Origin of the sequence: Bacillus sp. ISL-78 (genome assembly GCF_018613455.1) — a bacterium.
In the GTDB taxonomy this organism is placed as follows: domain Bacteria; phylum Bacillota; class Bacilli; order Bacillales; family DSM-1321; genus Peribacillus; species Peribacillus frigoritolerans.
This window is the reverse complement of the sequence record NZ_JAGGQC010000045.1, coordinates 43150-65338: the sequence shown is the minus strand read 5'-3', so window position 1 is coordinate 65338 and position 22189 is coordinate 43150. Positions and strand designations below refer to the sequence as shown.

The following is a 22189-nucleotide window of genomic DNA, read 5'->3' as shown; positions in this document are numbered from 1 at the left end:
GCCTTTTTTCACTATTTTACCATGTAATCTTGTATATCTATTGATATTCGTTGTTCAACTAACCTGCCCCGTTAGTTGCATAAGGGGGTACCGCCACATGCCCATCAAGCTAACAACGTAAATTACTAGATACGAAATAAGCCTTGTTTTAAAACTAGAGAGTGACGGAAAAGTAGGCATGCGAAAGAAGCATATTAAAATGCGATTTTTTCACTAGGCAGCTTGTCTGTGCTTCACTGTCGTTTCATACACAACCCCTAAAATATCAAAGACGGTCATCCTCTTATACCGATGACATTTACGACCGTTCTTTTTGAGCAGCTGATAAAGACGATGTAGAATTTTCAAAAGTTCTTCTGTGCTAACTGCTATCGCTTGAAACAGTAACGGAAAGTGATTTTTAATCATAAATCGCTTTATATTCACTCAAATCCTGCTTTTTCTTTTCAAGCAGAAGCTGTCGCTTTTGAAACATTGTAGAAGAACAGAGGAGAATGCCGATGAGTTGGCCATATAAATGGCACTCAAGGCGTTCTTTTTTGATCGTTTTGCATTCATCGATTTCAAAGAATGACTTCCATGTTTTAAATAAAATTTCATTCTGCCAACGCAGGGAATAGAGGGAATGGACATAATCAGTGGGAACTTCTTCTGGCGATGTATTCGTGATATAGACGTTCATGCCCATCAAGCGCTTACTTTTCTCCTTCATGACAATGCCTTTCTTCTTTTCACGTACCTCTTGGTTTTTCAAGCGTGTTTGCGTTTGGTCATTGGTTAAACGATGAATCATGACACGTGCTGGGAGCTTCTGATTTTGGCCAATGTATGCCTCGGAGATTTCCATCGTTTCACCAGGGGTTAGACTAGACATCATTTGTGTCATATCAAGCTGAATGTATTCGGTTTGCTTTTTTAACGTGCCAGTGTTGAAGTATTCTGGCTCAGGGTTCTTGATATTAATACGTGTATTTAGCTTTAACCGCTAGATATAGTAAGCCTCTTTATCATGAATGGCTTGTAAGTCTCCTAAATCGAAATAACCAAGATCACGTAAACATAAATCACCCGCCTCAACAGTTTCAAGGCAGATAGTACCGTATGTTTTATCATTATTCTTTCCTGGTCCAAGCTGCACGTTAAGAAATTGACCACTCATTAAATCATATTCCAATTGAATTTTCACTGCCATATTACTATTCCCACCTGAATCTTGATAATCAGTGGCAAAATGATCAGGCAGTTGAAACACTGTCGCATCTATGATACGGATACGATTAAAAGTAGAAATCATGTGTGCAGTAAGCGTTTGATTTGAACAGAGATTTTCTGTGAGAAGAGAAGTAAAGACTTCTCGAAGAAATGCGACAGCTGCTGGATTAAAGCGTTGATTCAGTCCTTCTGGGCTCATTAGTACCCCGGTGGAAGCTTCTAACCGACTGCACAATTGTGTAAAGTGATGTGCTAGCGATTTCCTGACTGAGCCATACGCAAATGGCAATGAGTTCATTTGCTTGATACTTACTAGATCGCTGAACAAAGCCAACTTGTTTGGAAATATCTTGTAGGATTATTGGAGATAAAAAAGTATTGTAGCTCTTGTGCGAAAAGATTTAGTTCATTTGAAATGATAGGGATTCATTAAAAAACACCATCCTTTCTCGTAAACTTCTTACGATAAGCATAGCGTTTTTTCTCTTTAAGGGTATAATTTTAACTTAGCTTGATAGGCATGGGGTCCCGCCACATGCCCATCAAGCTAACAACGTAAATGACTAGATACGAAATAATCCTTGTTTCAAAACTAGCGAGTGAGGAAAAGTAGGCATGCCAAAAATTATGTCTATACAGGTTACCAAATGTCTGAACCTATATGCTACAGGAAACGTTGGAAGATAAAGGAACATTAACGTTTTCTGAAAAAAATTTTTTTAAATGTTTCGTATTATTAAGTAGTCAGCAGTTGTTACCATAATCAAATAAACCATACCTAAACACACGAAGGCCACTGACAAAAAATGTTTGTCAGTGGCCTAAAGGAACTCAGATTCCTGCATCTACAATGTAAACGGTATATGTAGACATATGACTTTATTTCCCTTTGTAAACAACCTTTCCATCAGCAATCGTATAATTAACCAGCGTTTCAGAGATGTCTTTAGGGTTCACCTTGGTGATATCCTGACCGAGAACTACCATGTCGGCCTTCTTACCGACCTTGATGGAGCCTAAGTCGTCACGGTGCATCTCGAAAGTAACGTTCTTTGTGAATAACTGAAGCATTTCGTTAACAGTAAGCGCCTGGGCAGGATTACGAACCATGTCCTTATCTTGCTCTTCCGGGTAAGGGCTATTTCGTGTGACACCGGTCTCAATGCCTAATAGTGGACGATAGTCTGGTGTTGGAGGGTAATCGCTGCCACCGGTGATGAATGTCCCCTCATCCCACATCTTTCGAGTAGGATACATACCCAACGCACGTTTCTCGCCGATCATCGCCTTTTCCAAATGGTAATACAGATCTTTATAGAACCAGAACGGCTGCAAGCTGGCGATCACTTTCATTTTTGACATACGTGTAATGTCGCTGTCCTTGATAGAAGAAACATGAGTGATCGTGTGTCGGGAATCACGTACTCCGTTGGCTTTGACAGCATTCTCAAAGGAATTAAGCGCCATATTAACAGCTCCATCGCCGATAGCGTGAACATGCAACTGAACACCTGCCTTGTCAAGAGCAGTAACCATCTTATTGAATTCATCCAGTTTCCAAATAGCTTCGCCGTGGTGGTTTTCACCCATTCCGGCATGGCGGTCATAAGGCTCCAAGAAGACAGCGGTCTTCCCTTCAGTTACACCGTCAGCAAACAGTTTAACAGTGTTGACTCGCAGCCAATCTGAGTTGTATGTTTTTCGAGCATTTAGCATCTTTTTAACCGCTTCATCCGGTTGATCTCCTGGCTTGAAGTTAATGGCGTTGGCAACTCGCATCGTCAACTTGCCTTCCTTTTCCAACTCCGCCAGTGCATCGATAATCGCACCTTTTTCATCACTCAAGTTCACCACACCAGTCATGCCAAAGCTATGCATTTCATCCTGATATGCCAAGATTGCTTCTTTATATTGCTCCGTGTTTATTGTAAACAAAGCTTGTACATCGGTAATTAAATCTCTTGCACTGTCGCGTAAAACACCACGGGGCGAACCGTCAGGATTGTGCTCGATTAGACCGCCCTGAGGAGTCTTTGTTTCCTTTGTTATGCCTGCCATTGAAAGCGCCTTGGAGTTTACCCAAGTCGAGTGTCCGTCAATGGACTTTAAAAGGACAGGGATATCAGAAACGATCTTATCAAGATCTTCCTTGGTTGGACCGGGATTGGTTTTATCTGATTGTTCATATAGTCCGTTTGCCCACTCGTGACCAGTGATGATCTTAGCATCAGGATTCTTCTTTTTGAAATCAGCCACTGCCTTGACGTACTCATCGTTCGTTTTGAGATTTGTAAGGTCTACAGCAAATAGCTTAGAAGTCCATAGACCCGGGACGTGGGTATGTCCATCTAAAAAGCCTGGGGAAACCATTTTTCCCTTCAGGTCGATGACTCTCGTGTTATCGCCTACATATTTTTTCACACCGGCAGTTTTTCCAACATAGATGATCTTGCCATCCTTGACAGCTACCGCTTCAGCGGTAGGCTGTTCCTTTTCCATCGTATGTACGATACCGTTTTTAAGCACAAGTGTTAATTTAAACGGATTTCAAAGTAATAGCGGGAGGAGTAATGAATAAAAAATGTTATACTACGAAAATTCGTATTAATTTTTTTATTCTGGTCACCCGAACCAAAAGTTTATTTACAATATAACGTTTCGAAAAAAGAAACGGCGAAACATCTTTATATCGTTCGGTAAACACTTTATCATAGGATTCAGAAATTGTATGAACTACTTGCGAAATGACTTTATAGAATCTCATAAACACCAGGCAATTAAATTTGCAATTACCGCCCACGAATATATATCTTCTTCCCAAAAATGATTGTGTCTGGAACCCATTTTTTAGGGTTTCTTTTTTTATAGATAAAGACAATTTTGTAAGGTATTCACATGAAACCTCGTGACACATAAAAAAACACCATCCTTTCTACATATTACAGAAAGAATAGCGTTTTTTTCGTTTTTGGGGCAATAATTTACCCTAACTTGATGGGCATGGGGTATCCGCCAGCAAAACGCGGATTTATACCGTTAAGGATATTCTAGTATTAAATAATCCCAATCTCTCAGTGATATAAATGAGAAATAGGGATTTAATTATTCAACAATTGCTTCCTATTGAGGAACAAGTGTATTTAATTTCACCATTATACGAGATAGTGTTGTAAGTAGTTGTTGTTATATACAAATAATTTACTATATTCAATGAGCAACATTATTCCCCTTATTAAAAGGTAAATCTTTTGGCATCAACCTGATATTAAATGGAAAAAATTAACCAATCACCACGAATTCCTCCCATTTTTTCAAAAGCGTTGAGCAGGAAAATTATAGGTAGCTGTTATCCATGACATATGGACATAGCCGTTGTCTTTAGTATAGTTTTCACAAGTTTTAAATAGTTCTTGAGCTACACCTGTTTCTCTAAATTCTTTGACTACATAAAGGTCATTCATTACTGTTATTCTATCTGCTTTAAGTTGTTAGGGTTTTATAAGATTTTGCTAAATTTAGCCGTAGTTGTTTATTGTCATGGAGGGAGAATGCTTTTCCATTATCCACAATGAAGAATGAGTGCATTCTAAACTTTTCAAATTGAGAGGTTCCAAGTGTTTTTTGAAGCATATCCTCTTTGGTTGAAAATGCTGGTGTGACGATGTGCGCTTCCTTAGATTCTTGTTTATAGACCCCGAAATACGCACCTTTATCCTTCAGGATGAAAAAACACTTTTTTCCTTATCGACTGGGAATGTTTCAATGGAATCCCCTTTTATTTCAAATAACTGAGGGTGATGTTCCTTTATCATGGTGTAATATAGCTCATATTCAGCCTCTGTCTTTTCTTTGGTTGACCAAGAAGTGGAATCTTGTTTCAAACTCATCTTTTCCTGGTTCATGAGACTTTTCCTATCTAAACTTTTTTGTTTAGACTGTTCAATCATTTGTAGAATAAAGTCAGCAATCGTAAGCATGGAATCGTTGACCGATCTTTCAATCGAATCATTTCTCATAAAAACATGTGAAAATTGAAAAAATCATCACCCCACTTTAATTCTGAATGGGCTTGTTTACATCCATATACCGCTGAACCATTTTATCAGTTGCGTATCCTCGGTTGCGATCAAATACTTTTGTCCCCATAGGTACCCTTTGTAATTTAATTTAGTTTCTGGAAACGCCTTATACAAGAACCGTGCTGAACCCCCTTTATGAGCTTTCATGATATTGGGTATATAATGAATGGCCTTACAATGGATGATTAAATACACTCTGCACTCCCTGATATCCATTTCCACTATTTTAAAATGTCTTTTCCTCATCTTGTAGAGACCTGAAATGTCTTGCGAAAAAGGTAATATGATATTGCAAGAAACTCACGTGATATTTGATTCTATTGCAATACCTTTGACGCTTCTCTTTACCAGCGATATTCCTTTTATTGATAAAATCAACCAAAAAACTAAAAAAAATGAACCATTTTATAGGATTCGTAGCCATATAACCCTAACTTTTCTGGTTGGCATTCTTGAGACTTTAGTGTTGTTATTATCCTTTTTACTAATCCTTAATCTTTTCTTTTCTGGCTAGATCAACCGCTAGATCTGATTAATTAAGATTTTTAAGATCATAACTGTAAAAACCTTTATTTAAGAAGAAAGAAAACAAAAATCGTTATTGTTCGAGAATCTAAATGTCGCCCAAATGCTTTGGAACATATTCATTAAATTGGTTAAATAAATAATTAAGATAGGAGTTTAGTTCAAATCGATCTTCCTGAATAAAATTGACAAATGGGGTTTTAATTTCTTCTTCCATCTTTTCCTCCCCTTCACTTTACTTTTTATATCATCCAGATCTTTAATCGCTCACCCTTTTTGAAGTTCATTACATTTCCTTTAGAAAAAGTAATTTTTTTAATTAGTCACATTTTTAAAAATGTAGTATTAGCGCCACGCCTACGCCAAGATACCATGATGGCCACACACGCCATTCGCCTGTTTCAATCATAAAAGAGAACGCTTACATTTTCCAGTATTACTATCATACAACTTTCGACAACACCCTCGAATATGAAATGGTACGTCTATGCTTTGAGCACTTCGTTTAAAGATCCAGTCACTCTCTGGAACCCCCTATATATAAAATTCCAGTTAAAAAGGGCTCTTTGCTTTTGATTTGGGAGTAAGATTAACAAAAAAAAGAGGTTGATTCAAATTTGTCGTTATTCAACGACCTTTTTGTATCAACCTCTTACATATATCTGAGCTCTATTTATAAAAAATGTTTTACCCTTTTAAATTGGTCATCTTCCCCAACTTCAATAGTTTAGAAAGGGCTTCGTTTGATTGACCCTTACCTTCTTTAGCATCTTCTTCATGATTCACTGGCGCTTCAGATGGAACGATTGGTGAAGAAGCTGGCTTACTTTTATGGGATACCGGCTGCACCATTTGCTGGGCAAGCGCCGTCCCTTCGGGATTCCCTACAATTAAAGACACGATATTATAAAGAATCCTTTGCCCTTCCTCGGTTTTCAAAAGTGCTAATTGATCATTCGCAAAGGTGTCTAGTGGAAGGTATATACCTTGTTCTTTATAAGACCCATTCCGAACCTTTAATCCATCTTCAATAAGCGCGCTAATAAGTTCATTTCTGCTTTTAAAGCTGTCTACCAACTCATTAAATTCATTAGCCCATTTTATCGAGGTTTTTGGGGTATATTGAATTCCCCGACCTGGAGTGATTTTTCTATTGGACAACGTTACCACCACCTTGTATCACAACTAAAAGAAGATGCTACTCCTATCCTTGAATTTTTATGCTTCAATTGATTGTTTTTCAATTTCAGCAATAATATTTTTCAAGAGATATGCCTTACTTGTAAAGAAACTGGCTTGATCGATATTCGGGGGAAACAGACAATCTTCTTCTTTAAGTTCCGCTAGGTATTGATAGGCGAAGAGAAGTCCTCCCCCGACGATAATCATTTGCCCAACGTTTGTATCAACAAAATACCGGATGACTTTATCTTTCACTTCTTCAGCATATTGTTTTGTATATTTTTCTACAATCTTTGTGATATCTGCTGTTTTGGACTGCCATGTCGCTTTAAAGACAGGAGAATATTTAGGTTTTTTAACCATTTTATCGATTTCCGGCTTGATGAACTTCCTCATGAATTCTTCACGTGTAAACGAAATCTTAGGAGTTTTATTCACCCTTTCAAACCGAGCCCTTATGCTGTCGAATTCCTTTAGTTCCGCTGCTTCTTTCATGATTAAATCAATATATTTATTTGTACCTATCAGATGGTTTGTAGATTTAGTTGAATTTAAACCATTTTCATCATAAAGAGCTAAATCCAATGTTCCAGCTCCCAAATCAGCTATGGCAAACTCATCATGGATTTGTGATGAAAATTCAGTTTCCACCACTTCCCCATCCACTAAATCAAAAGCCAATGCCAAGTAGCTCGTTACGCCTTCTACATTAAGCTGAACATCCGTAATGTTAATGGTTATAGTTTTGCCTTTATAAGGTCCTTTTATTGCTGTAATTTCATGTTCCCCCATATATAAGTTGATTTTTTCGGAAGACGCCTGTTTAGCCTCTTCTATTGGAAGCCCAAAACTCAATGGAACGTCTACCTTATTGGTCTTACCTGATTTCCAAGCAGCTAAGGCTAATCCCGCTAAAGTTGTTACTACATGGATTTCATTCCCTAATTTATCTCTAGCATCACTGCTGGTTTCTCTTAAATTATTTTTGTCATTCGTTGAAATTTGAGCATATTCCCCTACTGTATAATAAGCATTTGTTCGATTCTTTGGTAAGGCTTTACTTTTAATATGTAAATGAAGAATCATATCATCAGGAAAAGATTTATCTGCGCTTTCATCTGGCATATCTTCTGCAGTCGTTTCCGCGTTTTCCCCGATAATACTCGCGATATTTAATGAAACAACATTTCCTTTTTGATCGATATATGTAATTTTATTAGAAATGTTCCCACTATCCACTCCTGCAATTAAATAATCCTCTTTAAATAAAAAATCAAGTTTTGTCATGATCTTCCTCCTTCGGACTAATCTAGTTTAGTCTACTTACTATCCAATATATAGAGATTTCCTATTAAAGTCAACGAAAAACTAGCGCTAAATTGGCGTTATCGATATTCCATCGCCAATATTATATCGGTAAATTAGCGCTATCTCAACGCTTAACACAACCTCTACGAACGGTTATGTCATTTTAACTATATGTTTGCCGACAATTTGGCGTTATCGAATTTTTGACTTCTTTTATCACTAGATAACTGTCCGCGATTTACCGCTAAACTATTCCGCGTTATTGCTACTTATCGTCAAATTAACGTTATCGATCATTTAACGTTGGTTGTATAAGAGAATTCACTCCCATACAAACCATACTAAACTAGATTAGATTGGTTTAGAAATGAGATTATCATCCGTATATTAACGCTAATAATTGTATATTGTTGTATTCTACCGCTAGATTAGCGTTATCGGTTATTTAACGTAAGAAATATAGAAGAAACTCGCCGGAAATATAAACTAGATTAGACTAGACTGGTTATTATTATTATTATCGTGCTTCTAATTTAATCTAGTCTAGATTAAATTAGAAGGAATCGTTAATTATTTCTATTAAAGCAAACAAACTTAGTTGATTAGTCTTTATCTAGTAGGTAAACTATAGATACAGATAAATTGACGCTTAGCGATAGGTTGATAAAAATAAGCTATAGTTAAACTAGCGTTAAGAGGAGGGTTATCGTGTCAAATAGAGTCCAGGCTAATAAAGATTTCATTATAGAAGCACTTCGTGACGATGCTTTATTCACTTCGTTGGTGCTTGATAAGGAATACAGTGCCAAACTATTCAAAAAAGATATACTAGAGTTGGATCCCAATGCCATGTATTCAACTACCGATTGTTCCGATAAGATTTTTAATATCGCTAATTCCACGCTAAGGTATTACGTTAGGATGCTAGAGGGATACTTAGAGATTTATGTAGAAGGTAGAAAGAAGCGTTTGCCATTTCTCACTGTATTTAAAATCCATATGACTTTACTGGCAATTGAGAGGGGAGAAACGATTTCCGATATTCAAGTTAAGTTATCGCTAAAATCGATTCCTCAACAAAATGGTGGAAAAGCAAAAGGGAGTAAATATAACGAGGATACCTTAGATCAATTATTCTCGGAATTTGATAGAAGGCAGAATGTAATGATGAGAACCTTCACGCTACAAAACACAATCAATCTAATTGAAGTGGAGTTGCTGAGAAGGAGAACTGGAATAGCTGATAGACAAAGACAAATTGAAGTTATAGAAGAAAAGATTAAAAATCATCGGTTAAATCGAAAAATGGATCGACAAGCAGCGAATGTGTTACGAAAAAGTTTGGAGCAAAAGAAAAGTACAGGTTTTTTCTCTTTCTTTGCAAAAAAAAATACAGAAGATACTCTGAATATAGAATCTGAAATACTAGTGGATGAAAGGGATATCAAAGCTGATCATATAGAAGTGGAACTCATTGATGAAATTAACACAATAAGGCAGAAGATTAGTCAAATTGAAGAAGAATCACTTGCTTTAGAAAAAAGGTTAAAATCTGAAACAGCACTCCTAACAAATGAAAGGGAAGTATTAGAACAATCTATGGGAGATTAATGATTCTTTTTTATTTTTTCGGTCTATTAAGGAGGAAAATTGGAGCCTCCCAAAGTTTTATATGTAGTACGCTTGCTTGAAGTTGGATATTTAACATTTCATTTTGTAGAGTGAAATTAGGAATAAGCGTGTCCTATTGCTTTGTGAAGATCAATGAGGGTCTATAGCTTCTCTATGAGCTCTGTAGAGCTATATAGCAATTAAGAGGGGCAAAGGGCCCTTGCCCCTTATTTAAATACGTTGAATGCAGGAAAATGATATAAATTTAGGCCACCGTCTTGGGTGGTCTAATTTTGTTACAAAGTATTTTCTTTTTTTAGGTATTACTTACAGAATTTTTGGTGAAAAGCGATTTCGTGAAAGGTGTTATAGAGTGCTGCTCATTTCACTTATGCTGAATGTTCATAGGTGCCGTTTTAAGCTCGCCCCAACTAATTGGAAGGTTATTCTGGTGATTGTTTAAAATTTATAATAAATGAACCTTAATCTAACTAATATGGTTGATTAATCTTTTCATTAGTTTTCAATATGTAATTTTTGAAAGTCACATTGTTTTACATCGAGTACATTATTCTTAATAATCTAATATTTTAAATTCTGTTTAAAGTGATTTATTTCGTAAGTAAACAAATTTAATAAAAAGGCAAATTTAATAAGAGAAAACAGATTTAATAAAAGAAACAGAAGTGATAGGCATTTTTCAATTGTTATGTATATCCATTGAGGGACAAGGGTTCTGGCCATTCCTAAGAGTGGTTTTAACAGAGTTTCCACTTTCCCACATATAGAATGTAAAAGAAGTCACATATACACAAGGCTTTTTTTTAACTATTTACATTTTCACAGGATGGTATTTTTAATATCCACTATTTCACAAGGCTACATTCGGAATCTATTAGGCGTAAAAAAATAATCCTTCTCGAAAACTCTGCCAGAAATCGTGACAGAAGAGGGAAGGAAAGACTTTTGTTTTAAGGGAATACCTCATTATTTTTTTTTTAGTATATTCGAATAGCCCTGTGAATGTCTTATTTTTTCACAAGGCTGGTTAATCTATTAAATTACACCGTGTAGCTCTGGTGTTTGACCGGTTTTGGTGTATTCCCTGATTTTGGCTTCATGGATTAATTCATAAGGAATCTTTTTTAAGGCCCCAGGAAGATACTTTCTAAAGGCCATTCTGAAAAAGGCGCCAATCGAGTAGAAATGGAATGAACCTTTTCGTTGTTTTTCTGTATGTATATGAATTCCTATCTGATCCATTGTTTGTAAAAAGAAGTTTTTCATGAATCGATCACGTATGGTGAAGCTTTCATAGTCCTCATCATCCATAAGATAATTCAGTTTTTTCATTACTTCCTGCTTAAAGGAAATCATGACATCGATTTGGTCTCTTGGTTTAAATTTAATTTGATGTCCATCAAAGAAGTAGGTGAGCTCTTTTGATAGTTTCGCCATGAGTGAGTTGACATTGAATTCATCCGTGTTTTCTTCCACACATTCTGGCTTCAAGGAAAAGGAGGCTTTTTTTATCCATATTTGCTTGCCACGAATCTCCATCCCTGTGAATTCGATGGAAAAAAGAGCTTCTAAAACGCTTAAAGTTTTACGAACCCCTTTTGCATTTTTGTTTAGTTGAAGTTTAAGTGTCTTCATTGTCCGTTCTTGTTTTATTTTCTCCATTTCACCTGTCTTGCTGAAAGACAGACCAGTCCGGAACTGGTTAAGTAAGGATAAGAGTAGTTCGATACCTTCTGGGTTCGAGGTACGTACGAATTCCGCTAAAATATTCGTTTCAAAAAGGGCGTGCGGTATGATTAGGTAGTTGAGAGATACACCATTAAGTTCAGGTGTATTATACTTGTCAACATCTTTTAACATGATAACAGGTAACTCTTCGTGGATTTCCTCTTTTACAAAATGATGATCTTCTAAAAACTTTTTTCCTCCCCAAAGGGTAGAATAAGAGATTCCAAGTTTCTTTGCCCAGTAAGAAAGATTATATTCCTTAAGTATGCCTCGTTGGTTTTGTTCTACTTGTAATTGGTTTAACATGGTCATATATACGACATAGGCAGAGGCAGGAGGGCGCTCAAATGACTGATCACGAAGAAAATGGAATTCTTTTAAGATGGCGTGATGCATTCTAAAACCATCGATTCTTATTCTGGATTCTTTCATTTTAGGCCCTCCTCACGTCTATTTTTCTAGTTTGAATTATAGCAGAATGGAAAAACAGGAAATGCTGTCCTTTATTAAGGGAAATTCAAAGTTGCACAACATGTGCTCATCCCTTGGGGGGCAAGGGATTGAAAAAAACACTAAAAATTTTTGTGTGAAAGGAAACGTCATTTTTTCACACCATTTGTGCATATTGTGAAAGGAAACGTCATGAATTAATAGATAAGCACATTAGGACAAACGCTGATATATCAATGTTTTCATGAAATAGTCCATCCATAAATGGAAAAGAATAAAAAAACTTGCACAGAAACGTGTGCAAGTTTGTGTGAGAGCAAACGTCATTTTTCTTCATTTTAGAACAAAAAGAGATAAATTTAGGCACTATTTTGTTTGGGCTTTTCACTTTTGCTGAATTTTTGTTGGTGATTTAGGGGTGTAAAAGGTTGGTTGATTAAAATGTTTGGAAAAATCTCAATTCAAAAAAGGAGAATTGTGCACATTGTGAAAGGAAACGTCAAACCTGAAAAAGTTGCACAGCTTATTATGGCTGAGGCTAGATGCAAGAAAGAGCCGAGCTTAGGGGAGGTTGTTAACGGATATAAACTTGCATCCCCTTATCATTGTGCACATTGTGAGAGCAAACGCCCATTGAAGGAAAAGTTGCAATCTTATATAATGCTGTGCATATTGTGAAAGGAAACGTCATGCTTTAATCATTTAGGGAGGAGGTTATCCCCGGTATATCAACAATCTAATGAAAAAAGCCATTTATAATCGAACTAAAATCGTAAAACTTGCACAATAACGTGTGAAAGGAAACGTCAATTCCCTTTTATTTGACCAGAGGGGATTCCTTATGCAAGGCTTTAGGTAAAGAACCTATATTTTAATAGAAGTTCAATAATCAGGCTTGTGCACATTGTGAGAGGAAACGTCAAAGGAAAGATAAGTAGCAATTTTATGGAGAGTATCCAATCTGCTGCTTTTTTGATTTATTTTTATCAGTTGCATTCCCAATGGTGAAGCGTCGCAAGCCTAACCTTCTTAGAGCCTTTCCGGCAGGAAGCCAAGAAGGCAGCCAATAGATCAACGGGCACCACACTTTATACTTTCGGACGCTAGCGCAATTTAAAAAACTAAGTGCCCAACTTGCGCAGGAGCGATTGTTTATGCGTTTTTTCATTCTGCTTGCAAATGGGTAAAAGCATCCCCTTTGGTGAACTGATGCGCTTCGCAAGTTTAAAGGGGAAATATTGCAAGTGAACAAAAAAGAAGTTTTTTGTGCACATTGTGAAAGGAAACGTCAAAATAAAAAAAGTTGCACGTTTAAACCGTGTGTTGACAAAAGCAACAATGCTCACTCATAATTACCATATTACTAGATTAGAAGGGAACCTAGATGGATTTTTTAGTAGGAGTTAAAGAGGTGGGGGAAATTCTCGGATGGGATCGGAGAAAGGTCTCCACCTATCAGCTGCGTGGCGTGCTTCCTAAACCAGTGGTCCATTTATACAGTGGTCCCATATGGTTTCGAAAACAAATCGAATTTTTTAAGGATGGGAAAGAATTTGGTGTCAGGACTTATTATATAAAAGATGAGATGGTCTATGAATGTATGCGTAATCAACCTTTCAAAGATACAATCTATTCACCTATGGACATTAAAGAACAGATGGGAAATTATATTCTTTATCAGGAAAAGGACATTCAACAGTTGAAAAATGCCATCTTAGAAAAAAATCCGATCGTTCAGTTCCTTTCTTTTGAGTCCGTTAGCTTTCTGCACGATTTGGGTATTTTGGAAACCGTTATTTTTCAAGATTACATCCAACAGTACTCATTTGAGGACATAGAGTCGACAAAAGAAGGGTGGGTTAAAGAGTAATGTTACAACCCCTGCAAACGAAATTTTTGAATGTCATGAAAACGATTTTCCCGGATTTTCCTCAACTCTTTGTCGATTGGAATATGGATATCAACCATCTTATGTCCGGTCAAGATGATTACCAGCCTAGCCAAACATTAAAAGCATTTTTTGTGATTTTGGATAGCTTGGTGAAAAATTATGGATTGAAGTTCGAGGAAATGGAACAATGGGTTGATGATTACATAGAAGAAATTAGAGATTTTGTCCTTCCATACATACAGATTATAGGAGAAGAGAATTCAGCACATTCCCCAAAGTCAAACAACAGGGAAGTGATAAATGCCTTGTTGAATCAAAATTTTGCTGAGTCCGGTTCGGCCTTATTATTTCATAAATTAAGGGAGACCATCAGTAAAAATGAATTCGACATTACGACTGATATTCCTACTGCGAGGATTGCGGAGAGGGCTTTAGAAGCGACGGCTCAAGTGAGGGCAGAAAATGATTATCTGATGATGAAATCCAATGTAGCCATCGAACAATGGAAAAATCTCACCTCTCAAGCCATCACGTCGATGGACGACTTAACCGCAGATATTTTTGATATTGTCTCGATTCTTTGGATGCAACAGGCTACTCATAAGGACCAAATGATTCATTTTCATACGGATGATGCTTTGAATCTAAGGAGATTGCAAGGTCGGAAAGAAGATTTAGACGGATATCAAATGTCTTATCGAAAAAAAGAACGTGATGATATCATGAAAAGGTTGGCCGCTCTCACAACGATATGGATAAGAATTGAAAAAGAGAATTTGAGGTTCATTAATGAGGACCAGGGAGATTTTGAAGAACTTGGACAAGTCCAGTTTAATCCCTTGTTTTTGGTGGATAGCGTGACGGTAGCCTATCGGGGGGATAACCCGATTGGTATTTATGAATGCAGCATTCGACCAGGGGAAATGCTCGCAAACTTTTTATACGGTTCCCAAAGGAGCAGTGGGCTGCTTGCATTAAAGACGCTAGAATACCATCCAATTAAACAAAAGTACCATAAACGGTTATCCAGGTACCTGTCCTGGCAGTGGAGGATTCGCCAGAAGAGTGCAGATTATCTCAGGGCTTATCATATTGGGGGAGACAAAGGGCTTTTAAAAGTCATGGATTTGGACGTGAATCCGCGATACGGTTCAAGGATTAGAGAACAATTTGAGGAAATATTGGACACCCTGCAACAGGATGGAATCATTAAAGGGTGGAGCTATAAGGAAAAAAACCTAGAGAAACAAATTGAGCAGGAGAGAAATTGGTTCGCGAATACTTGGTTGAGGGCACGTGTCCAAATCATCCCACCTACTGAAATCACGGGAATGGGAGATGACCAGGACTTATTATTGATCGAGGATCAGCACAATTTTCTAACTATGTTGAAGGGGATGACGGACAGGGAGACTGGTGCAACCAAGGAGATGGTTGAAGAAAAGCAAGTTTCTCCTGAAACGATAAATAAGGAAAGAACGGATCGGGGATTAAGCATTTTTGAGGCGGCTAAGGAAATGGGAATCTCCCATAGTACCTTGTCCAGGTATGAAAGGAATCTAATTAAACGCCCATATACAGTTAGTTTAGAAAAGATGAAAGAGTGGTTAAATGCAAAATAAGCATCAAAAAGGTGCTTATTTTTTTTGAGAATTTTCTAACATATCATGCGGAGCATCACCTCAAGAAATAAAGATAAAGGCATTTTATTTTGCACTGATATAAATCATGCAGGGTGTATGAAGGATCTGTTATTTCGCTTGTGAAAAAATGGCATTGAATGTTTATGGTGAAATGTGTGTTTCAAGGGATGATTTTAAATAATTTAAACAAGAATCAATAGAACGTTTATAGTTTATTGAACAAGCAAAAAAGGTTCAGGACATTAAAATTTTTTGTGATTGAAGCAGAGAGCAAGGATCGCTGGTGAAAGTGCTATTGGTGACTAGGTTGCCTTGCTCGGAATATACTATTCCCGCAAAAGGTTAATGTTACATAGCAGCAACAAACTGTGAAAAGATAGAAGAGAGGTTATTGGTTTAACGAAGGGGGCTAGTGCAGAACACCAAAAAACATAGGTAATGAGCTTGGAGAAACTTATACAAGTTCATACCTATGCGAATTGCATTGTGAATGCATTAGTTCATATTTTGAAATTTAGTCTGAGATTAATCGATTTTCCCCTTCAAATGTTTTCCCTAGCCTTTCGGATATATTCTATTCGGTTTCATCATCAAGCAGGCGCAGGATATTTTCTATGACGCCCGCATGATCACCTTTTCGAAATTTATCAATAAAGTCTATATAAAGAAGCTCAAATACTTTCTCAAGTGTGTAGCCATGTTCAGGCTGAACTTCCTCCATATCGGCAAGCAACACCTCTCCACGCAAGGCGAATTTCCTTCTCATGCGTAAATTCAATGTTTTCATTTCTTGATTCTTATCTATATGGATTAATTTAAAGGTAGATTCACCATACTTTTCAAGTCTTGAATTTTTATCAGCATATTTATCCAATGAGGTGAGCAATCGGAATAAGGCCCTTGAATCTGGATTTTTTTTCGCAAAAAGTAAGAAGTCATTATATAAAAGATTCATTAAGTCGTTTTGTTCGAAATGCATGTCTGATAGGTCTTGAATATCTTCACAGAAAACTTCTGCTCTTAAAAATAGATTCAAGGGAACTTCTATACTCAGTATGACAGTTGAAGATTTATTTGCTTTATGGAGAAGTTTTCCGATAAAGTTTGATGATCCGATCAAAGATAGTTCTTCATCTATAAGATTGACTTGGCTATATTTCCCCATCGGTTACGCCCCCTAGTTGTTTTTTATTGTATGCTTCTACAAATATTCGATGAGCTGCTTTTCGAACGCTACATTTCCAAACGGCCGCATAATCGCCTATTTTTTGATAAGTTTCATGATTTACTTTGCAATGAACTGTGTAATTTTGGTCTGTATAGGTGACGTCAGGATAAACGAGCACCTCTTCAAGTCCAAATAACAGTATTTCCGTTCCCAAGGCTGTTTTAGAGCCATTCCAGTATCGTCGGGATTCCCTTCTTAATATTATGTCCACGCGTTCGTCTACGGGAATTTTTATGTCATGCAGCTTATCCGAACGAACTTTTCTTTTTTGTGGTTCAATCATTTTTTTTTTAGAAGAAGAGAGAACTGGATTTAAATGGTTAACCTTTCCCATTTGTTATTCCCCTTTCAAAATCGTCTTTTTCTTTGGGTTGGTTGGTCAGTTGGTTACGTCGTTATGCAATCCCAAGAGTGAAGGGAGGTATATTTGCTATGAATTGTGGCAAGGCTTTTTTTAAGTGAGGTGATACGAAATGAGTAAAAATATATCAAAAGAACTGGCTGAAAAGCTTGCTAATAAGGCATCCACGTTACATTACGTAAAGAGCACAAATGAATCTAAAAAAAAATAATTAACCCAAAATAATCTTAATTCCACCCTGTTCAGTGATTTTAAATGGAGCTAGATTCTGTTTTTTTATATAGTTTTGATCTTTCCAGTAACCATCTTCATCCTGCCCCCAATCCGGGCAGGGGAGAGGGACGTCAGCAATTTTATGTTTTTGGAGGATAGTTTTATACTCTTTTGAATGTGCGGCGACAAATAAGGCTAAACGGATAATTTGATTTCGATCTAGATCGGTCGCTTTATAAACATTCTCTATATAATTTTTATAAGCATCGGGGTATCTTACGGTAGGTCTATACACCATTTTCCTGCCTCCCTTTTACCAATAGTATATGGACGTCCTCTGGTTAAAATGCCATTTGGTCATATATCATCGGACAAGAAAATTAGTTTGATCTGGAAATAATTAAACTAGTTTAGTCTAAACTGGTATTTGGAATTGTACAATAGACTAGATTAGATTAGATTATTATAAAGTTATGAGGTTTTTTCTTGTAATAGCCAAAGTATGGATTTCAATGGACGAGAAACGGACTAGTTTTCTTTAAATCAAAGTACTTTTGTTTCGACAATATAGTTGCTTGAGCACCTTCTAACCCCAAAAACTCCGTAGTTTAGTTTCAGACCCAATTTTCTATCCTATACAGAATTTAACATCCCCCAAAACTAACTGCTCCCTATTCGTACATAGTAGGATTTATTGTTAAAAAATATTAAATATATCCAATTTATTAAAAGGGGATTCTTTAATTTTATTAATGAAATTACCAGGGGTCCTTCTGTTATCAGGAAAAAGTTAACATAGTCATAAAGCTTGTAAGGTATATATTGCGAATTTTGTAAGGGTGGTTCTAAGCAAATACCTAGTTTAATTAATTTTGAAAAGAGCGAATAATGAAAAAAGTTTATTATTTTAGTTATTTTATAGACAAATATCAGTACGAAAAATGTGATCAAAGCAGTTATTGGAAACATTGTTAAAAAAGTTTTATATGTTACAACTGTTAAAGTTGCGGACCGCTTTTTTAGTATTCTATTTATGTTCCATGTGACATCTATCCAAAATAAGAGCATCCCTTCAAATAAAAGATGATTTAATTTTAAACGTACCAAACCCCTATATGGTTAAATCCAAGTTTTTAATTACAAAAATAAGTATTTAAAACATTATTATCCATTTAATATTGACACGTTCCAATAAAGTGTTAAAATTCTATTTAAGAAAGCGTTAACAATTTGGCGTTTCGATGTTAAAAGTATAATTTAATTATTTCTATGGTGGATTTTTTTTAGTACGTACCTGATAAGGTTCTGAATAGACAAAATAGGAATCTATGCTTATGAACATAGAATTAATTATTAATGGTAACTACTCCAATAAATACTTTATTCAAGAAACGAATGCGATTATTGTAGCTTTCTGTTTAGCATTGGGCAATTATTTTTAGAACTATAGGTGTTGAAAAGGGGGGAATAGGTATCTAAATTTGGAAATGAGCCGACACATTGAACTCAATTTTTGCTTTCTAATAATTCGGTAATTGGGAAGTGGAATGTCTTCACTTATATTCATAAAAGATAACTAAAGGGCTCATTCCTTATACGAGTATGAAGTAATTTTAGGTACAGTACTAAGCGGTTAGATTTTAGCCAGAGTGTTCCGTGAACGGCGTGCACTAACAGGGGTAAACTTCATGCTAGGAAAATAATTGTTTACCTAATTATTAGATCAAAATAAATTTTTAGTTGGCTATATTGCTTAGTTGCAATTAGATTCTTTATTTATAAGACCGTTTGTTAAGATGATTTCTAGTTCTGGCTTTGGTACCCAAAAGGCTATACGAAAAGCTGCGGATTAATTGCCTATCTTATTGGAGCAACATTCGCGATAGGGGCGATAGGTTATATTGATAATTAGTATGAGGATGAAGGTCTTACTTATATTCTTGTAATTTGTTTACTCGCTACTTTTTTCTTCGCTTTAACTTGGAAAATTAAGCTTGCTTAAAATCTATCTAGAATATTAGCATTCATTTAGGGAGAACTCGGGATTAAAAGAGTGAATATTCAGACTTAATATGTCTTAACTCGTTGGACATCTGACTTTATCATAAAAAAATTAATTCTTAATTTATTTGGATTTAATCTCTGAAAGTTCATCGGATGTTTATCTCTAAAGTGTAGTGCTGGAGAAAAAGACGGAGAAGTGATATCAAAATGTGACTTAGAATCGAAATCATTCTGTTCATGTTACATTTCTAAAAAGTTTAAGTTAATGTCTAATGAAAAAACTTAAATTAAAATTTTGGAGGTCGTTATGAAAAAAAAGAAAAAGTTCTTAGGTATGGGTACAGTTTTGATGGTGTTCTTTTCATTAACCGCATGCAGTAGCCAATCCGAAACAAAAGCGCAGCCCGCACCTCAAAAAGAAATGAACGAAGAAAGGTATGGAGAAGAATCTGTCATGGCTGTTTTATGGTATCAGAATTCAGGGGAAGCAGAAGCGTTGTACTACCAAGGGTATAGTCTCGGTAAAGTGAAACTGGATGAGGTTTTGGAGAAAGAGGTAAGTCAAAATCCAGCTATAGTACTTGATTTGGATGAAACAGTGGTGGATAACAGCCCATGGCACGCGTTAGTGGTTAAAACAGGGAAGGGATACCCGTATAAAAGGGATGAATGGGTAAAGAACGCAAGTGCAAAAGCACTTCCAGGAGCAGTGGATTTCCTAAATTATGCAAATGAAAAAGGAGTGGAGATTTACTATATTTCTAACCGGAAATCTAATCGACTAGACCGAACGATTAAAAATCTAAAGATGATTGGAGCTCCACAAGCAACTAAGGAACATGTATTACTGAGTGAACCCAATAAAGAAGGAAAGGAATCCCGAGTTCAACGGGTTGACCAGTCGCATGACATTTTGTTGTTCTTCGGTGATAATTTATCAGATTTTCCTGGTTTCAAGGGGAAGTCTCTAGAGGAGAGAAATAAAATAGTGAATGAAGAGAAAGACAAATTTGGTAGTAAATTTGTTATTTTTCCAAATCCGATGTATGGAGACTGGGAAGATGTACTGTATGACTTCAAGGACAAAACAAATCAACAGAAAGTGCAAATACGCAAAGAGAATTTGCAATATTTCGTGAAGTGAACCAAAACATAAAAATGAATTAGAATTATTGAGACCCAAGGCTTCTTACATTTTCTAATTAGCGGACGTACAGACATGTTCCAAACCACTTCCCGTTTTTTAGTGTGAAGGGAACAGGTAGGGGAGGTAGTTTTTTTGAGTTTTTTTAGTATTGATAGAATTAAAGATTCTAATATTTCTATTGAATTTCAACGCAAAAACTGGTTGAAGCAGTTTTTGAAAGCGTTCTTAGTTGTTTTTTTTTCCTATATGGCAATGTATCTAATACGAAATAATTTTAAGGCTGCTCAACCTTTATTAAAATCGCAATTAGGTTTTTCAACAAGCGAATTAGGATACATTGGTTTGGTTTTTTCCATAACCTATGGTATTGGTAAAACTTTATTAGGTTATTTTATTGATGGTAGAAATACTAAAAGAATTATTTCTTTTCTTTTAATTTTATCAGCTATTATGGTTTTAGGTATTGGTTTATCAATGAGTGCGGGAGGATCACCCATTGGGATAATTATGGTTTTGTGGGGAGTCAGTGGTTTATTTCAATCTACTGGAGGGCCTGCTTCATATTCAACCATTTCTCGATGGACGCCACTTGAAAAAAGAGGAAGTTTTCTTGGGTTTTGGAATACTTCACACAATATTGGTGGTGCAATTGCAGGAGTCATAGCTTTATGGGGAGCTAATGTATTTTTTAATGGACATGTAGTAGGCATGTTTATTTTTCCAGCAATCATAGCGTTGATTATAGGTATTTTCGGTTTATTTTTTGGTAAAGATGATCCTGAAGAATTAGGATGGAATCGTAGTGAAGAGATTTTTGATGAGCCTATTGAAGAAGAAAATATTGAATCTGAATCAATGTCAAAACGAGAAATTTTTGTAAAGTATGTTCTGAAAAATCCATGGATTTGGACTTTATGTGTGGCTAATGTATTTGTATACATTGTTCGCATAGGTATTGATAATTGGGCTCCGTTATATGTTACTGAGCATTTACATTTCAGTCCAGAGAGCGCTGTAAATACAATATTTTACTTTGAAATAGGGGCTCTTGTAGGTAGTTTACTTTGGGGTTATATTTCTGATTTATTAAAAGGTCGTCGAGCCTTGGTAGCAGTTTTTTGTTTATCTCTAACTGCTTTTGCTGTACTAGGCTACCGTTATGCCACAAGTGAACTGATGGTTAATGTTTCTCTTTTTGTTTTAGGTGTGTTAATATTTGGACCACAGCTTCTAATTGCTGTATCAATTGTTGGATTCGCTCCCAAAAAAGCAACAACAGTTACAAATGGATTAAGTGGAACATTTGGATATTTGTTTGGAGATTCAATAGCAAAAGTTGGATTAGCTAAAATTGCAGACCCTACCACAAGTGGCTTATCAATTGTTGGTTTGACATTACACGGTTGGAGCGATACTTTTATTGTCTTTTATGCCGCATTGTTCTTAGGTGTTATATCCTTATTAATTGTATCTTATGGTGAAGAAAAGAAAATTAGATTATTAGAAAACAAAAAGACTAAATTAAATACAAGTATAAAAAAATCGGTCTAATCTAAAATAGCACCTGAATCAATACACAAAAACAG

At 36.1% G+C, this 22189-nt stretch carries 16 protein-coding genes and 1 pseudogene; 5 read left to right on the top strand and 12 right to left on the bottom strand.

Annotation, left to right across the window (positions count from 1 at the left end; genetic code table 11):
• Nucleotides 1-213 precede the first annotated feature (213 nt).
• The 8 genes and pseudogenes from J7I96_RS26565 to J7I96_RS26535 form a co-directional block, all read right to left on the bottom strand.
• A pseudogene (locus J7I96_RS26565) lies at nucleotides 214-1638 on the bottom strand (IS4 family transposase).
• A 453-nt stretch (nucleotides 1639-2091) separates the two neighbouring features.
• Nucleotides 2092-3711: an amidohydrolase gene (locus J7I96_RS26560; protein ID WP_214922457.1), complete on the bottom strand. Its 1620-nt coding sequence runs from the start codon at nucleotides 3709-3711 to the stop codon at nucleotides 2092-2094.
• Nucleotides 3712-4523: 812 nt separating this feature from the next.
• Nucleotides 4524-4673, bottom strand: a complete 150-nt coding sequence (locus J7I96_RS28260; protein WP_251025475.1) for a GNAT family N-acetyltransferase — start codon at nucleotides 4671-4673, stop codon at nucleotides 4524-4526.
• A 255-nt stretch (nucleotides 4674-4928) separates the two neighbouring features.
• Nucleotides 4929-5114, bottom strand: a complete 186-nt coding sequence (locus J7I96_RS26550; RefSeq protein ID WP_214922455.1) for a hypothetical protein — start codon at nucleotides 5112-5114, stop codon at nucleotides 4929-4931.
• A gap of 171 nt (nucleotides 5115-5285) precedes the next feature.
• Nucleotides 5286-5537: a transposase gene (locus J7I96_RS28935; protein ID WP_214922454.1), complete on the bottom strand. Its 252-nt coding sequence runs from the start codon at nucleotides 5535-5537 to the stop codon at nucleotides 5286-5288.
• A 367-nt stretch (nucleotides 5538-5904) separates the two neighbouring features.
• Complete coding sequence (locus J7I96_RS28535) at nucleotides 5905-6033, bottom strand: hypothetical protein (protein ID WP_285292109.1); 129 nt, start codon at nucleotides 6031-6033, stop codon at nucleotides 5905-5907.
• 470 nt (nucleotides 6034-6503) lie between these two features.
• Nucleotides 6504-6977 (bottom strand): hypothetical protein, encoded by a 474-nt coding sequence (locus J7I96_RS26540; RefSeq protein ID WP_214922452.1) that lies wholly within the window; start codon nucleotides 6975-6977, stop codon nucleotides 6504-6506.
• Nucleotides 6978-7034: 57 nt separating this feature from the next.
• On the bottom strand, nucleotides 7035-8285 hold the full coding sequence (locus tag J7I96_RS26535) for a ParM/StbA family protein (RefSeq protein ID WP_214774423.1): 1251 nt from the start codon (nucleotides 8283-8285) through the stop codon (nucleotides 7035-7037).
• A 729-nt stretch (nucleotides 8286-9014) separates the two neighbouring features.
• Between J7I96_RS26535 and J7I96_RS26530 the strand changes: the two genes are divergently transcribed.
• Nucleotides 9015-9917 (top strand): hypothetical protein, encoded by a 903-nt coding sequence (locus J7I96_RS26530; RefSeq protein ID WP_214922450.1) that lies wholly within the window; start codon nucleotides 9015-9017, stop codon nucleotides 9915-9917.
• Nucleotides 9918-10973: 1056 nt separating this feature from the next.
• Here J7I96_RS26530 and J7I96_RS26525 read toward each other — a convergent pair.
• Entirely contained in the window at nucleotides 10974-12098 is a 1125-nt protein-coding gene (locus tag J7I96_RS26525) for a hypothetical protein (protein WP_214922448.1), read from the bottom strand.
• 1402 nt (nucleotides 12099-13500) lie between these two features.
• Here J7I96_RS26525 and J7I96_RS26520 point away from each other — a divergent pair.
• Both J7I96_RS26520 and J7I96_RS26515 read left to right on the top strand, forming a co-directional pair.
• On the top strand, nucleotides 13501-13986 hold the full coding sequence (locus J7I96_RS26520; RefSeq protein ID WP_214922447.1) for a hypothetical protein: 486 nt from the start codon (nucleotides 13501-13503) through the stop codon (nucleotides 13984-13986).
• Nucleotides 13986-15629 (top strand): helix-turn-helix domain-containing protein, encoded by a 1644-nt coding sequence (locus tag J7I96_RS26515; RefSeq protein ID WP_214922445.1) that lies wholly within the window; start codon nucleotides 13986-13988, stop codon nucleotides 15627-15629. The genes J7I96_RS26520 and J7I96_RS26515 overlap by 1 nt, the downstream gene beginning before the upstream one ends.
• 595 nt (nucleotides 15630-16224) lie before the next feature.
• Here the strand turns inward: J7I96_RS26515 and J7I96_RS26510 are convergent.
• The 3 genes from J7I96_RS26510 to J7I96_RS26500 form a co-directional block, all read right to left on the bottom strand.
• Nucleotides 16225-16815: a hypothetical protein gene (locus tag J7I96_RS26510; protein ID WP_214774434.1), complete on the bottom strand. Its 591-nt coding sequence runs from the start codon at nucleotides 16813-16815 to the stop codon at nucleotides 16225-16227.
• A complete protein-coding gene (locus J7I96_RS26505; protein ID WP_214922443.1) occupies nucleotides 16802-17212 on the bottom strand; it encodes a hypothetical protein in 411 nt (136 codons plus the stop codon). Before J7I96_RS26505 ends, J7I96_RS26510 begins: the two co-directional genes overlap by 14 nt.
• Before the next feature lie 238 nt (nucleotides 17213-17450).
• Nucleotides 17451-17750: a hypothetical protein gene (locus J7I96_RS26500; RefSeq protein WP_251025476.1), complete on the bottom strand. Its 300-nt coding sequence runs from the start codon at nucleotides 17748-17750 to the stop codon at nucleotides 17451-17453.
• Nucleotides 17751-19763: 2013 nt separating this feature from the next.
• On the opposite strand from J7I96_RS26500, the gene J7I96_RS26495 reads away from it, so the two are divergent.
• Nucleotides 19764-20600: a 5'-nucleotidase, lipoprotein e(P4) family gene (locus J7I96_RS26495; RefSeq protein ID WP_214922441.1), complete on the top strand. Its 837-nt coding sequence runs from the start codon at nucleotides 19764-19766 to the stop codon at nucleotides 20598-20600.
• A 135-nt stretch (nucleotides 20601-20735) separates the two neighbouring features.
• Nucleotides 20736-22154, top strand: a complete 1419-nt coding sequence (uhpT, locus tag J7I96_RS26490; RefSeq protein WP_214922439.1) for a hexose-6-phosphate:phosphate antiporter — start codon at nucleotides 20736-20738, stop codon at nucleotides 22152-22154.
• The last annotated feature ends 35 nt before the right edge of the window (nucleotides 22155-22189 follow it).